Genomic DNA, 12,827 nt, shown 5'->3' with positions numbered 1-12,827 from the left:
AGGGAACTTTTCGATAAAGTGATATTACCTTAGCCATCACTTGGCATTCGTCCACTCGCGCAAGAATTTGCACACTTCGGAGCTTTAGGCATGGAAGCTGTACCTCCTGTCCGCAAGATCGCCATCCTGGGCGGCGGCGTGTCCGCCATCACCGCCGCCTTTCGTCTGACCAGCTAGCCTGCCTGGCGGGAGCGCTACCAGATCACCCTCTACCAGCAGGGCTGGCGCCTGGGCGGCAAGGGCGCCAGCGGCCGCAATGCCGCCGACCACCAGCGCATCGAGGAACATGGCATCCACGTCTGGTTCGGCTTCTACTACAACGCCTTCCATAGCCTGCGACAGTGCTACGAAGAGCTGGGCCGCCCCGCAGGCGCACCGCTGGCGACCCTCGACGAAGCCTTCTTCCCCCATTCCCATACCGCCTTCGCCGACGACTTCCAGGGCCAGTGGACCACCTGGCCCATCGATACCCTGGCGCTGCCCGGCAAGCCCGGCGAAGGCTGGAATCCCAAACCCTTCATGACCGCCCTCGGCGATCTGCTGGAATGGCTGCTGCGCCTGGGTGAAGTGGACGCCAACCCGCCCGCGACCGCACCCGATGGACTGTTCGCCCGGCTGCGCGCGCACTGCCGCGAAGAACTGCAGGAACTGGCCCTCGACCAGGCGGAGCACCATCTGCGACAAGCCCGCGGCGCCCTGCCCGATGGCGTCGATCATCCCGTGCTGTTGTGGCTGCTGCGCGAGGCTCGCGAGCTGCTGGCCAAGGTGCTGCAGGGCCGCAGCCAGAGCAGCCTTGCCGCCCATCGGCTCTGGTTGCTGATGGACTTCGGTCTCACAGTGCTGATCGGCCTGCTCGCCGACGAGGTCTACGCCAAGGGCTTCGAAGCCCTCAACGCGGAAACCTTCCTGGCCTGGCTGACGCGCCATGGCGCCAGCGCCGCGACCCTCGACGGCGCGGTGGTCAAGTCCCTGCACGGCGGGATCTTCGCCTACCGCGACGGCGACCTGGCCCAACCGGACGTCGAAGCCGGCACGGTGCTGCGCGCCGCCCTGCTGGCCCTGACCACGGCCAAGGGCTCCTTCATCTGGCGCATGCAGGCTGGCATGGGCGACGTGGTCTTCGCGCCCTACTACGAGGTACTCGCCCGCCGCGGCGTGGATTTCCGCTTCTTCCACCAGGTCACCGGCATCGAAGCCGCCGACGACGGCCAGGGCCCGCGGGTGACGCGCCTGCAGATCCAGCGCCAGGTGCCGCTCAAGGGAGCGTCCTACCAACCGCTGGTGGACGTCGGGGGCCTGCCCTGCTGGCCATCGGCGCCGCTGTACGAGCAGATCAACGACCAGATCGCCAGGGACCTGCAGGACGGCGACATCAACCTGGAGTCCAGCTGGAGCGGCTGGCAGGGCGTGGAGCAGCTGGAGCTGCAGGTCGACCGTGACTTCGACGAGGTGGTCCTGGGGATCTCCGTGGCCGGCCTGGCCGCGCTCTCCCCCAGTCTGTGCGCCCTGGACCCGGCGTTCGCCCGCATGACCCAGGCGGTTGCCACCGTGGCCACCCAGGCGGTGCAGCTCTGGCAGGACCGTGACGTCTGGCAACTGGGCTGGACCGGCTCACCCCCGGGCGGCCAGGCACCGGAGCTGCTGGGCTTCGCCGCCCAGGCCATGGATTCCTGGGCCGACGTCAGCTACCTGGTGGACCGCGAGGACTGGTCCAGCGGGACGCCGCCGCGGGACATCAGCTACTTCTGTGGCGTGCTCGATGCACCCGCCGCGCCCCCCGTCGGCCACCGGGACAACTATCCCCAGGTACAGGCGGCGCGGGTGAGGACCGACTTCCTCGCCTTCATGAACGGCACGCTGCGCTACTATTGGCCGGAAGCGCTGGACGACCAGGGCTATCGCTGGGACTACCTGGCGGCGCCCGCCGAGGTCCAGGGTCCGGCGCGTTTCGACCACCAGTACTGGCGCGCCAACGTCGATCCCAGCGAGCGCTACGTGCAGAGCGTGGCCGGCAGCAGCCGTCATCGCCTGCCCACCGACGGCACGCTCTGTCGCAACCTCTATCTCACCGGCGACTGGATCAACAATGGGTTCAACATGGGCTGCGTGGAGTCGGCGACCCTATCCGGCCTGCAGACCGCTCGCGCCATCCTCGGCCACGACGAGGTCCTGCCCGGCGAGGACGCGTTCCAGTGAGGCCACCGCCTGGGCCGCTGCGCGTTCGGCGCGGCGCTCCCCGGCGGGCGGATAGGCCGGCTCGTCGCCGGCCAGATACTCCAGCAGCTCGGGCGCCTGGTTCCAGGCGGCGGCCTCGGCATACAGCCTGGGCAATTCGAGCCGGATCCAGCCGTCCATGAGCCGCACGCCCAATTCTTCGATACCCAGCCCATGACCTTCGATCACCGCGCGATCCGCTTCGCCGAGCGGATAGTGGGGCGGATAGAAGTCGGCCAGGCTGACCAGCAGCTTGACCGAGAAGCCGCGCGGATCGGCCAGCAGCGCGCCGAGCTCGGCGAACAGCGTCGCCTCTTCCACCAGCGCCTGGGCGAACATCAGCCGGTATAGGGTGATGTTGAGAAACAGCTGGCCTACCGCATTCTCGTCGCGGGCGTCCTGCTCGTGCCGGGCGAAACCGGCCAGGATGGAGGCGTTGTGCGCCCGGTACCAGTGGCGCGGTGAGGGGTCGGCAATGAAGGTCAGCCAGCAGCGCGTCGGATAGGGCGCCTGCTCACCCGACAGGCCGTGGCGCGCCAGGCACCCGGCCAATTCGGCCAGATAGATGAAGTGCAGGTTGACGTTGCGCCACCAGGGGCTGCCGCGCTGCGGATCCAGCACCCCGGCGCGGATCTCCCAGTCGAGGAAGGCCAGCTCCGAATCGCCGTAGCTGAGGCCGTCGTTGTCGGTATCCCCGAAGCGCTGGTAGAAGGCCTCGCGCACCGCGCGCCGCTGCGCGGGATAGGCTTCGATCCGGGCGCAGAGCGCCTGGGTATCGGCGACCGCCTCTTCGTAGGTGTACATGACTTCCCTGCCCTTGCTATCGCTGAAACGCGCCATCATGGCGCAATGGCATCATCCACTTCCACGCGCAACGGGCTGAGCGTGGCAGATGGCAGGTCGAGCGGCCGCCCCTCATGGCGCCACTCGCCCTTGAGCGGGTCGCCACTACGGGCGATGACCACCACCGGGCGCACCCGACGCTGGTCCGACAGCCGGTGCTGGGGCAGCATGGCGTCGCTGTCGTCCAGCCGTACGCGCTGCGGCAGGTCGGCGACGCTCAGGCGGCGTACCGCCAGCGGCGGACCGGCGTGATCCGCTGCCAGTGCCAGGACGAAGACGCTGTCCGCGGGCCGTACGCGCTGGGCCACGGCCGGCGCCAGGCTGACCTCCACTTCCAGCCCCGGTCCGACCACCGCCTGGCCGGCTGCCCGCGCGGCCGCCGTGGCCCGCGCCACGCCCTCGGCGAGTGCCTGGCGCAGCGGATCCGCGGGTGGCAGGACCGCCACCAGCCGTTGCCAATAGCCGGCTGCCGCCGCATAGCGCCCCTGCTCGTAGGCAGCCATGCCGACCAGGCCCAGGGTGGTCGGCTCGCCAGGGTTGGCGGCGAGCGCCTCGTCGGCCAGGGCCTGGGTCCCGGCATCCAGCCGGCGGCCCGCGGCGAAGAAGCGCGCCTGGGCCAGCTGGCCCAGCACCTCCGGTCGCCGCCCGTCGCGCTGGATCACCTGCTCGAAGGCCGCCACCGCGTCCTGGTAGCGCCCCAGCCCGGCATAGGCGCGGGCCAGCAGGTACCAGTTGTCGGTCGCCTGGGGCTGCAGGCGCACCGCCGCTTGCAGATCGGCCAGCAGCGCCTGGGGTGAGGACGGCGGCGCGGCGAGACGCTGACTAAGCTGCAACGCCGGCCCGGCGCCGAGGGCCAGGTAGAGCCCCAGCGCCAGCAGGGGCGCGGCCAGTGCGACCCCGATCCCCAGCCGGAGGCCCCGCCGCGAGGGCAGCTCGGCACCAGGCTGGCTGTCGGCAAGCAGGCTGCGCGCCGCTTCGGCCTCGGCCAACGCCAGGGCGGACGCGTCCAGCTCGCCCCGCTCGGCACGTCCGCGAGCATCGGCCAGGCGCTCCCGATAGCCCGCGCGATTGAGTACCGCGCGCTGATCAGCCGCGGTCCGTCCTCCACGCAGCAAGGGCACCAGCAGGATCAGCGCCGCCAGGATCAGCAGCAGCCCGGCCAGCCCCCAGAACGTCAGCATCAGGGCTCCTCCTCCGCCTGCAGCGCGGCCAGCCGCGCCCGTTCGGCTTCGCTCAGGCCCTGTTCCGGGCGGCGCCGACGGGTCAGGGCCACCAGCACCCCGGCGCCGCCCAGCAGGCCCACGCCCGGCAGCAGCCAGAGCAACAGGGTGCGCGCCTCAAAGGGCGGGCGATAGCGAATGAACTCGCCATAGCGCTGCTCCAGGTAGGCGATGATCTGTTCATCGCTTTGCCCGGCTGCCAGTTGCCGCTGGATCTCCCGGCGCAGATCGCCGGCGATGGGCGCATTGGAGTCGGCCAGGTCCTGGTTCTGGCATTTGGGACAGCGCAGCTCGCGGGTCAGGGCCTGGAAGCGGGCCCGCTCGGCGTCGTCGCGAAAGCCTTGGATGTCGATGGCCGCACCGGCCAGAGCCGACCACATCAACAGGGCGATGGCGAGCCACCGGGCCTTCATGGCGCGATCCCCAGGGCACGGTAGCGCGGCCCGAGCTCGTCATCCCAGACGCGCTGGTCGACCACGCCCACGTGGCGGTAGCGCACCACGCCCTGGGCATCGATCAGGAAGGTCTCCGGCGCCCCGTAGACGCCGAGATCCAAGCCCAGCCGGCCTTCCTCATCGCGGATATCGAGCTGGTAGGGATCGTGGAATTCCGCCAGCCAGCGGCGGGCGCTGGCGTTGTCGTCCTTGTAGTTGATCCCATGGATCAACACACCCTGCGCCTTGAGCCGATTCAGCACCGGATGCTCTTCGCGGCAGGCCACGCACCAGGTGCCCCAGACATTGACCAGCGCCGGCCGGCCGAGCAGGTCCTGGCGGGTGATCCGTCGCTCGTCCACGACGCCCGGCAGGGAAAAGGTGGGAAAGGGTTGCCCCACCAGCGCGGAGGGCAACACCTGGGGATCGCGATGGAGGCCGCGATAGAGCACGCCGGCCAGCAGGAGGAAGGCCAGCAACGGCAGGCAGAGCAACAGGCGACGGCGCATCTAGAGCGACTCCGTGGATGAGGAGAGCGACGCCCGCCGGCGTTGGCGATACCGCGGATCGGCCAGCGCCAGCAGCCCGCCCAGGGCGGTGAGCAGGCCGCCGAGCCAGATCAGCCGGACGAACGGCTTGATCTGCACCCGCACCGCCCAGGCCCCCGCGTCCAGGGGTTCGCCCAGGGCGACATAGAGATCGCGGGTCAGGCCGGCGTCGATGGCGGCCTCGGTCATCACCGCGCCACCGGCCAGATAGCGGCGCTTTTCCGGCGTCAGCAAGGCGACCACCCGGCCCGCACGCTCCACCTGCAGCAGGGCGCGCTCGGCGGTGAAGTTCGGCCCCTCGTAGTGCTGGGTGCCGGCGAAACCGAAGCGATAGCCAGCGAGTTCGACCTGTTCGCCCGGGGCCAGGCGCAGGTCGCGCTGCACGTCCAGTTGGCTGGCCAGCACCACGCCCAGGGCCAGTACCGCCAGGCCCAGATGCGCCAGCTGCATGCCCCAGTAGCTGCGCGGCTGGCCACGCAGACCACGGCGCCAGCCCAGCGCCGCGACCTTGCCCAGCACATCGCGCAAGGCGGTCAGCACGACCCAGGCCGCCAGTGCCAGCACCGCCAGGATCGTCGCCTTGGGCTGGTCCAGCCAGAACGCGGCGAGTCCGGCCAGGGCCGCGCAGGCCAGCAGGAGCGGCGCCAGCAGCCGAGCCAGCCAGCGACCCGGGCTGGTCTTCCACCGCACCAGCACCCCGACCCCAAGCGCCAGCATCAGCAGCGCCATCAGCGGCACGAACAGCAGGTCGAAATACGGCGGGCCGACCGACAGCTTGGCGCCGGTGAGGCTATCGATGATCAGGGGATAGAGGGTACCGAGCAGCACCGTGGCGGCGGCGGTCACCAGGATCAGGTTGTTGATCAGCAGCAGTGCCTCGCGCGAGGCCAGGCCAAAGGACGCCGCTCCACCCAGGGCCGGCGCGCGCCAGGCGAACAGCGCCAGGGAGCCCCCCACCACCAGCAGCAGGAAGGCCAGGATGAACACCCCGCGGGTCGGATCGCTGGCGAAGGCATGCACCGAGGTCAGCACGCCCGAGCGCACCAGGAAGGTACCCAGCAGGCTGAGGGAGAAGGCGGCGATGGCCAGCAGCACCGTCCAGCCCTTGAACAGGCCGCGCTTCTCGGTCACCGCCAGGGAGTGCAGCAGCGCCGTGCCTACTAGCCAAGGCATGAAGGAGGCGTTCTCCACCGGGTCCCAGAACCACCAGCCGCCCCAGCCCAGTTCGTAATAGGCCCACCAGGAGCCCAGCACGATGCCGCAGCCGAGAAAGGCCCAGGCCAGCAGCGTCCAGGGCCGCGCCCAGCGCGCCCAGGCGGCGTCCAGGCGCCCTTCCAGCAGCGCCGCCAGGGCGAAGGCGAAGGCCACCGAGAAGCCGACATAGCCCATGTAGAGCATGGGCGGATGGAGGATCAACCCCGGATCCTGCAGCAAGGGATTGAGATCGTTGCCTTCGCGCGGGAATTGCGGCAGCAGGCGGGCGAAGGGATTGGAGGTGGCGACCAGGAAGGTGAGGAAACCCAGGGCCACCAGCCCGAGGATGCCCAGCACCCGGGCGAGCAGCGCCTGGGGCAGTTGGCGGGAACGGACCGCCACCGCCAGGCTCCAGGCGGAGAGCGTCAAGGCCCAGAGCAGCAGCGAACCCTCGTGGGCGCCCCAGGTGGCGCTGACCTTGTAGTACCAGGGCAGGCGGCTGTTGGAATTGGCCGCCACGTAGGCCACCGAGAAGTCGTCCTGCAGGAAGGCCCAGACCAGGGCCGCGAAGGCCAGCACCAGGAACAGGAACTGGCCCAGGGCGGCCGGTCGCGCCACGCGCATCCAATCGGCCTGGCCGCGCCAGGCACCGAGCAAGGGCACCGTGCCCTGGACCAGGGCCATAACCAGCGCCAGCAGCAGGCAGAGCTGCCCCAGTTCGGCAATCATGGCGCCGGCCTCGCGCCGTCCAGGGGCCGCCCCGCCTGGCGCAGCGCCTGGCTCACCTCGGGCGGCATGTATTTCTCGTCATGCTTGGCGAGGATCTGGTCGGCCACCAGCCGGCCCTGGCCGTCCAGGCGGCCCAGCGCCACCACCCCCTGCCCCTCGCGGAACAGGTCCGGCAGGATGCCGGCGTAGCTGACCCGCACCTCCCGCTGGAAGTCGGTGATGACGAAGCTCACGGCGAGCGAATCCGCGGCGCGTACCAGGCTGCCCCTTTCCACCATGCCTCCGGCCCGGATGCGGGTATCCCGCGGCGCCTCCCCCTGGGCGATCTGGCTCGGGGTGTAGAAGAGGTTGATGTTCTGCTGCAAGGCGCTGAGGGCCAGCGCGGCGGCCCCGCCAACCCCGAGCAGCAGCAGCAGTATCCACAGCAACCGACGGCGCCGGACCGGATTCATGGCCGGCGCTCCCGCCGCCAGCGCTGGCGCAGCTCGCGCTCCAGGCGGCGCCGTGCCAGCCGGCCGTGCAGCAGCAGGCCGACCAGGATCGCCAGGGTCAGGCCGAAGGCCGGCCAGACATAGAGCCCGTAGCGCCCCATGCTCAGGGCCTGGGTCCAGTCCATCCCGCTCATGGCCGCTCCTCGCCCAATTCCGCCCGCACCCAGCGGCTGCGCCACTCGCGGCGCAGCAGTTCCAGGCGCATCCGCTGCAGCAACAGCGCGGCGAAGAACAGATAGAAGCCCAGCACCATGACCAGCAGCGGCAGCCACATGGCCGGCGGCATCGGCGGCCGTGCCACCAGGCTGAAGGTGGCCGGCTGGTGCAGGGTGCTCCACCACTCCACGGAATACTTGATGATCGGCAGGTTCACCGACCCGACCAGTGCCAGCAGGGCGCAGGCACGGCCCGCGCTGGCCGGCTGGACGATGGCCTGGCCCAGGGCGATGACGCCCAGATAAAGGAACAGCAGGACCAGCATCGAGGTGAGCCGCGCATCCCAGATCCACCAGGTGCCCCAGGTGGGTATGCCCCACAGCGAGCCGGTCACCAGGGCGATCACCGTCATCCAGGCACCGAGCGGTGCGGCCGCGCGCAGGGCCACGTCGGCCAGCTTGAGCCGCCAGACCAGGCCGATGGCGCCCGCGACCGCCAGCAGCAGATAGCAGGACTGCGCCAGGAAGGCGGCCGGCACATGCACATAGAGGATGCGGAAGCTGTCGCCCTGCTGGTAGTCCGGCGGCGCCAGGAACAGCCCCCAGGCCAGGCCGACGGCGAGCAGCAGCCCGCCCAGCGCCAGGCAAGGGCGCTGCAGGCGCCCGGCCAGGCGATAGAAGATGGCGGGCGAGCCCAGGCGATGCAGCCAGGTCCAGTTCATGTCGTTCTCGTCATTGGGCGGCCCCGATGCGCAGGCCGGCGGCTACCGCCAGGGGCGCCAGGGTCAGGGCCAGCAACGCCAGGCAGCCGAGCCAGAGCAGCAGCCCCGCCACCGGCAAGCCCTGGCTGGCCGCGTCCACGGCGCGGGTACCGAGGATGAGGATGGGGATCTGCAACGGCAGGTTGAGCAGCGCCAGCAGCAGGCCGCCGCGGGCGAGTCCTACGGTGAGGGCGGCGCCTATGGCCCCGAGCAGGGTCAGCGCCAGGCTGCCCAGCACCAGCGCCACCAGCATGGCCGGCAATGCCGCGGCGGGCAGCCCGAGCATGAGCGCCAGCACGGGCGTCAGGGCCACCAGCGCCAGGCCGGCGAAGCACCAGTGCACCAGCAGCTTGAGCAGTACCAGCAGCGCCAGCGGCTGGGGCGCCAGCAGCCAGTGCTCGAGGGAGCCATCCTGCCAGTCGCTGCGGAACAGCCCCTCCTGGCCCAGCAGCAGGGCCAGCAGCAGCGCGATCCACAGCAGGCCCGGGGCCAAGGTCGCCAGCTGGCGACTGTCCGCGCCCAGGGCCAGGGGAAACAGGGTGACCACCAGGGCGTGGAAGGCCAGCGGCGTCAGCCACTGCGCCGGCCGCCGGCAGGCCAGCCGCCATTCGCGGCCCAGGATGGCCAGGCAGGCCGCGCTCATCGGCCGCCATCCAGTTGCAGCCAGCGATGCCGCTCGGGTGCACGCTCCAACTCGCGATGGCTGGTCAGCACCACGGCGCCGCCTTGGGCGCAATGCGCCTGCAGCCGCTGCTCCAGATGCTGGCAGCTCACCGCATCGAGGGCAGTGAAGGGTTCATCCAACAGCCAGAGCCGCGGCGCGTCCGCCAGATAGAGGCGCGCCAGCGCGACCCGGCGGCGCTGCCCGGCGGAAAGCTGGGCGCAGCGTTCTTCCGCCCACTCGGCCAGGCCGACCGCGGCCAGGGCCTCGGCACAGGCCGCGGCCGTCGCCGGCCGCCCCAGGCTGGCCAGGGTATGGAGGTTCTCCCGGGCGGTCAGCCCATCGCTGATGCCCGGGGTGTGCCCGAGCCAGAGCAGCTCGCTCGCCGCCGGCCGGCGAACCTCACCGGCGTCGGCTGGCAGCAGTCCCGCCAGGATCCGCAGTAGGCTGGTCTTGCCGCTGCCGTTGAACCCGCCGATCTGCAGCAGCTCACCCGCCTGCACGCTCAGGCCCAGACCATCGAACAGCAGGCGGCCGCCCCGTTCGCAACGGAGCGCGACGGCGTCGAGCAGGGGCTGTTTCAAGACATGAGGTTCCACGGGCACTAAAGTCGATCCGGCAATGGCCGTTAACCCGGCACACGCCTCTAGAGGCGCGTCATTATACACAGGCGACTCTCCCGGACCTGCTCGATGACCTCCATCTCCGCGATCCAACCCAGCCCCGGCGTCACGCCCACCCTCCCCGTGCGGGCGGCGGCGGCGGCCGCGGATGCCGGCGCGCAGATCCTGCAGGCCCTGCAGTCCCTCGACGACCTCATTCCACCCGGCACCACGGCCACCGCCGAGGTGCTCGCCACCCGGACGGCCGGCCAGAGCTTCCAGTTCCTGCTGCAACTGCAGCTCGCCCAGGGCGGCAGCGTGCTGCTCACCACCCAGAGCCCGACCAATAGTCTGCCGGTGGGCAGCCAGCTGCTGGTGAGTACCCTGGGCTCCACCCAGTTGGCCGTGCTGTTGCAGAGCCTGGACGGCGAGGCGGCGCCCCCGCCGTTGCAGCAACTGGACCTGCGCCAGCTGCCGGTAGGCACCACCCTGCAACTGCGGGTGGTGAGCAACCAGCTGCAGCAGGGCGGGACCGCCCCCACCTACGCGGTGATCGCCAAGGCCCTGACCTCGAGCCTCGAAGGCCGGCAACTGCAGCTGGAGTCGCTGCGCCCGGTGCCGGTGGGCAGCCTGCTCACCGTGGTGATCAAGGACAGCCAGGAGGTCACGGTGCTGCCCATGGCGCAGCGCCTCGACCAGCTCGATATCGACCGCCAGCTGCAAGGCCAGGGGCAGCGGCAGCTGTCGATGAACGCCCTGCTGCAATGGCTGCAGGAGGCCCTGCCCGAACAGGAACTACCACCTGCGGTGAGCACCGCGCTCAAGGCGCTGCTGGGCAACCTGGCGGATAGCGAGGCGCTCACTACCCCGGAGGGCTGGACCCGCGCCCTCGCCCGCAGCGGACTGCAACTGGAGCAGCAACTGCTGGAGCGCAACGCACCCGACCTCCAGGAAGACTTCAAGGCCAATCTGCTGCGCCTGGTCGATCGCCTGCTGGCCAGCCTCCCGGACGATGCGCTACGCAATCCCCAGGTGGCGGCCCAAGCCGCCCAGCAGAACCTGCCCGATGCCCTGCGGCGCGCCCTGGGCGGCGCCGCCAACCCTGGTCGCCAGCCCACCGCCCTGGATTTCCCGCTGGGAGAACGCGACGGGCGCGGCCTCAGCGCGACCAATGCCGAACTCGACGAATTGCTGCAGCTGGCCACCGGGGTCATCGCCCGGCTGCAGACCCATCAGCTCGCCAGCCTGGCCCAGACCCAGGTCTTGCCGGATGGCTACTACCTCTCGACCTGGCAGACCGAGATCCCCTGGCGCGATGGCGAGCGGCTGGGCGCCGTGCAGGTTCGCTTCCAGGAAGAGCGTCCGCCGCCGGATCCCCAGGGCGAAGCCCGCGACAGCCTGTGGAAGGTGGAACTGGCCTTCGACCTGGCGCCGCTCGGCCCGTTGCAGGTGCGTGCCAAGCTAGCCAGCGGCCGCCTCTCCAGCGAATTCTGGGCGGAAAAAGGCGCCACCGCGCTGCTGATCGACACCGAGCTGCCCCATCTGCGCGAGCGCCTGCTGGCCGCCGGCTTCGTGGTCGGCGACCTCAGCAGCCGCCAGGGCCGCCCCGCGCGCCACCCCCGAACTTCCCTCGAACAACGCTGGATCGACGACACCGCATGAGCACGCCCGCCCCTCGCCAGGCCATCGCCCTGTCCTATGACGGCAGCAGCGCCCCCATCCTCTCCGCCAAGGGCGATGCCGAACTGGCCGAACTCATCCTGGCCACGGCGCGCGAGCACGAGGTACCCATCTACGAGAACGCCGACCTGGTGCGTATCCTGGCGCGCCTGGAGCTGGGCTCGGAGATTCCCGAGGCGCTCTATCGCACCCTGGCGGAAATCATCGCCTTCGCCTGGCACCTGAAGGGCAAATGCCCGGCGCACCTGGCCGACCAGCCGGATCATTCGCCGGGTTGGGAAAGGATGCCGTAGGCGACCGTTCCTAATCTAATCGCGGCCATGGGCCGCTCCTACGGGTACATGGCGCCCTGTAGGAGCGGCCACATCGGCGGACCGCCATGGCCGCGATAAAACCGCAAAACCTGCCTTACCCCCGCTGCAACGAATGCCCGACGGCGCCCTTCTCTTCCACCTTGGCGGCGTCCCAGAGGGCATCCAGCTCTTCCAGGCTGGCGTCCTGGGGCGTTCGTCCCTGAGCGCTCAAGGCTTCCTCGATATAGCGGAAGCGCCGCTCGAACTTGGCGTTGGCCTGGCGCAGGGCATCTTCGGCATCGACGTGCAGGTGGCGCGCCAGGTTGACCATCACGAACAGCAGATCACCCACCTCTTCCGCTACCTGGGCGGCCTGGCCGTTGGCCATGGCCTCGCGCACCTCGTCCAGTTCCTCCTGGATCTTGGCCACCACCGGCGTGGCATCGGCCCAGTCGAAACCGACCGTGGCGGCACGCTTCTGCAGCTTGGCCGCACGACTCAGCGCCGGCAGCGCGGCCGGTACGTCATCCAGCAACGACAGCTGCTCGGGCGCCGCCGACTTTTCCGCGCGCTCCTCGGCCTTGATCTCTTCCCAGCGCCGCTTGATGGTCGCCTCGTCGAGCCGCGGCAGGTCCAGCGGCCCGTGCAGATCGCCATCGGGAAAGACATGGGGATGGCGCCGCACCAGCTTGCGGGTGATGGCGTCCACTACCTGGGCGAAATCGAAGCGCCCCTCCTCGCGGCCCAGCTGGCTGTAGTACACCACCTGGAACAGCAGATCGCCCAGTTCGTCGCGCAGCTGCGGAAAATCCCGCTTGGCGATGGCGTCGGCCACCTCGTAGGCCTCTTCGAGGGTGTGCGGCACAATGCTGGCGTAGTCCTGGCGCAGGTCCCAGGGGCAGCCGTGCTGGGGATCGCGCAGCCGGGCCATGAGGTGCAGCAGGTCGTCAAGCTGGTACATGGATGAATCCTGTCACGGAAAAAGGCACGAGGCGCCAGAGG

15 protein-coding genes are annotated in these 12,827 nt (G+C 70.2%); 3 read left to right on the top strand and 12 right to left on the bottom strand.

Annotation, left to right across the window (positions count from 1 at the left end; all coding sequences use genetic code 11):
- Positions 1-84: 84 nt before the first annotated feature.
- Entirely contained in the window at positions 85-288 is a 204-nt protein-coding gene (locus ACYJP6_RS19685) for a hypothetical protein (protein WP_459477049.1), read from the bottom strand.
- 231 nt (positions 289-519) lie between these two features.
- Between ACYJP6_RS19685 and ACYJP6_RS19680 the strand changes: the two genes are divergently transcribed.
- Positions 520-2,196: an FAD-dependent oxidoreductase gene (locus ACYJP6_RS19680; RefSeq protein WP_459477047.1), complete on the top strand. Its 1,677-nt coding sequence runs from the start codon at positions 520-522 to the stop codon at positions 2,194-2,196.
- Here the strand turns inward: ACYJP6_RS19680 and ACYJP6_RS19675 are convergent.
- The 10 genes from ACYJP6_RS19675 to ccmA are packed head-to-tail and all read right to left on the bottom strand — an operon-like array spanning position 2,122 to position 9,834.
- The gene (locus ACYJP6_RS19675) at positions 2,122-3,018 is read right to left on the bottom strand and encodes a hypothetical protein (RefSeq protein ID WP_459477045.1); all 897 of its coding nucleotides are present in this window, start codon (positions 3,016-3,018) and stop codon (positions 2,122-2,124) included. The genes ACYJP6_RS19680 and ACYJP6_RS19675 overlap by 75 nt on opposite strands.
- Positions 3,019-3,053: 35 nt before the next feature.
- Positions 3,054-4,238: a c-type cytochrome biogenesis protein CcmI gene (gene ccmI / locus ACYJP6_RS19670; RefSeq protein ID WP_459477042.1), complete on the bottom strand. Its 1,185-nt coding sequence runs from the start codon at positions 4,236-4,238 to the stop codon at positions 3,054-3,056.
- On the bottom strand, positions 4,238-4,690 hold the full coding sequence (locus ACYJP6_RS19665; protein ID WP_459477040.1) for a cytochrome c-type biogenesis protein: 453 nt from the start codon (positions 4,688-4,690) through the stop codon (positions 4,238-4,240). The genes ccmI and ACYJP6_RS19665 overlap by 1 nt, the downstream gene beginning before the upstream one ends.
- On the bottom strand, positions 4,687-5,220 hold the full coding sequence (locus ACYJP6_RS19660; RefSeq protein ID WP_459477038.1) for a DsbE family thiol:disulfide interchange protein: 534 nt from the start codon (positions 5,218-5,220) through the stop codon (positions 4,687-4,689). Before ACYJP6_RS19660 ends, ACYJP6_RS19665 begins: the two co-directional genes overlap by 4 nt.
- Positions 5,221-7,182, bottom strand: coding sequence for a heme lyase CcmF/NrfE family subunit (locus ACYJP6_RS19655; RefSeq protein ID WP_459477036.1), 1,962 nt, complete (start codon positions 7,180-7,182; stop codon positions 5,221-5,223).
- The gene (gene ccmE / locus ACYJP6_RS19650) at positions 7,179-7,634 is read right to left on the bottom strand and encodes a cytochrome c maturation protein CcmE (protein ID WP_459477033.1); all 456 of its coding nucleotides are present in this window, start codon (positions 7,632-7,634) and stop codon (positions 7,179-7,181) included. Before ccmE ends, ACYJP6_RS19655 begins: the two co-directional genes overlap by 4 nt.
- Complete coding sequence (ccmD, locus tag ACYJP6_RS19645) at positions 7,631-7,807, bottom strand: heme exporter protein CcmD (protein ID WP_459477031.1); 177 nt, start codon at positions 7,805-7,807, stop codon at positions 7,631-7,633. Before ccmD ends, ccmE begins: the two co-directional genes overlap by 4 nt.
- The gene (locus ACYJP6_RS19640; protein ID WP_459477029.1) at positions 7,804-8,550 is read right to left on the bottom strand and encodes a heme ABC transporter permease; all 747 of its coding nucleotides are present in this window, start codon (positions 8,548-8,550) and stop codon (positions 7,804-7,806) included. Before ACYJP6_RS19640 ends, ccmD begins: the two co-directional genes overlap by 4 nt.
- Before the next feature lie 10 nt (positions 8,551-8,560).
- A complete protein-coding gene (gene ccmB, locus ACYJP6_RS19635) occupies positions 8,561-9,232 on the bottom strand; it encodes a heme exporter protein CcmB (RefSeq protein WP_145009055.1) in 672 nt (223 codons plus the stop codon).
- Entirely contained in the window at positions 9,229-9,834 is a 606-nt protein-coding gene (gene ccmA / locus ACYJP6_RS19630) for a cytochrome c biogenesis heme-transporting ATPase CcmA (RefSeq protein ID WP_459477027.1), read from the bottom strand. Before ccmA ends, ccmB begins: the two co-directional genes overlap by 4 nt.
- A 108-nt stretch (positions 9,835-9,942) precedes the next feature.
- On the opposite strand from ccmA, the gene fliK reads away from it, so the two are divergent.
- Positions 9,943-11,514, top strand: coding sequence for a flagellar hook-length control protein FliK (gene fliK / locus ACYJP6_RS19625; protein ID WP_459477025.1), 1,572 nt, complete (start codon positions 9,943-9,945; stop codon positions 11,512-11,514).
- Complete coding sequence (locus ACYJP6_RS19620; RefSeq protein ID WP_058785280.1) at positions 11,511-11,825, top strand: EscU/YscU/HrcU family type III secretion system export apparatus switch protein; 315 nt, start codon at positions 11,511-11,513, stop codon at positions 11,823-11,825. Before fliK ends, ACYJP6_RS19620 begins: the two co-directional genes overlap by 4 nt.
- Positions 11,826-11,940: 115 nt before the next feature.
- Here the strand turns inward: ACYJP6_RS19620 and mazG are convergent, their stop codons facing one another.
- Positions 11,941-12,786: a nucleoside triphosphate pyrophosphohydrolase gene (mazG, locus tag ACYJP6_RS19615; protein WP_459477023.1), complete on the bottom strand. Its 846-nt coding sequence runs from the start codon at positions 12,784-12,786 to the stop codon at positions 11,941-11,943.
- Positions 12,787-12,827 lie beyond the last annotated feature (41 nt).

The organism is Pseudomonas sp. No.117, assembly GCF_054558395.1.
The sequence above is the reverse complement of the archived record's forward strand: the minus strand, read 5'-3'. Positions and strand labels throughout refer to the sequence as shown.

Bases quoted from the DNA above. Each gene is read 5' to 3' on its own strand.
- ACYJP6_RS19685 (WP_459477049.1), bottom strand. From the start codon at position 288: ATGTTCCTCGATGCGCTGGTGGTCGGCGGCATTGCGGCCGCTGGCGCC.
- ACYJP6_RS19680 (WP_459477047.1), top strand. From the start codon at position 520: ATGACCGCCCTCGGCGATCTGCTGGAATGGCTGCTGCGCCTGGGTGAA.
- ACYJP6_RS19675 (WP_459477045.1), bottom strand. From the start codon at position 3,018: ATGTACACCTACGAAGAGGCGGTCGCCGATACCCAGGCGCTCTGCGCC.
- ccmI (WP_459477042.1), bottom strand. From the start codon at position 4,238: ATGCTGACGTTCTGGGGGCTGGCCGGGCTGCTGCTGATCCTGGCGGCG.
- ACYJP6_RS19665 (WP_459477040.1), bottom strand. From the start codon at position 4,690: ATGAAGGCCCGGTGGCTCGCCATCGCCCTGTTGATGTGGTCGGCTCTG.
- ACYJP6_RS19660 (WP_459477038.1), bottom strand. From the start codon at position 5,220: ATGCGCCGTCGCCTGTTGCTCTGCCTGCCGTTGCTGGCCTTCCTCCTG.
- ACYJP6_RS19655 (WP_459477036.1), bottom strand. From the start codon at position 7,182: ATGATTGCCGAACTGGGGCAGCTCTGCCTGCTGCTGGCGCTGGTTATG.
- ccmE (WP_459477033.1), bottom strand. From the start codon at position 7,634: ATGAATCCGGTCCGGCGCCGTCGGTTGCTGTGGATACTGCTGCTGCTG.
- ccmD (WP_459477031.1), bottom strand. From the start codon at position 7,807: ATGAGCGGGATGGACTGGACCCAGGCCCTGAGCATGGGGCGCTACGGG.
- ACYJP6_RS19640 (WP_459477029.1), bottom strand. From the start codon at position 8,550: ATGAACTGGACCTGGCTGCATCGCCTGGGCTCGCCCGCCATCTTCTAT.
- ccmB (WP_145009055.1), bottom strand. From the start codon at position 9,232: ATGAGCGCGGCCTGCCTGGCCATCCTGGGCCGCGAATGGCGGCTGGCC.
- fliK (WP_459477025.1), top strand. From the start codon at position 9,943: ATGACCTCCATCTCCGCGATCCAACCCAGCCCCGGCGTCACGCCCACC.
- ACYJP6_RS19620 (WP_058785280.1), top strand. From the start codon at position 11,511: ATGAGCACGCCCGCCCCTCGCCAGGCCATCGCCCTGTCCTATGACGGC.
- mazG (WP_459477023.1), bottom strand. From the start codon at position 12,786: ATGTACCAGCTTGACGACCTGCTGCACCTCATGGCCCGGCTGCGCGAT.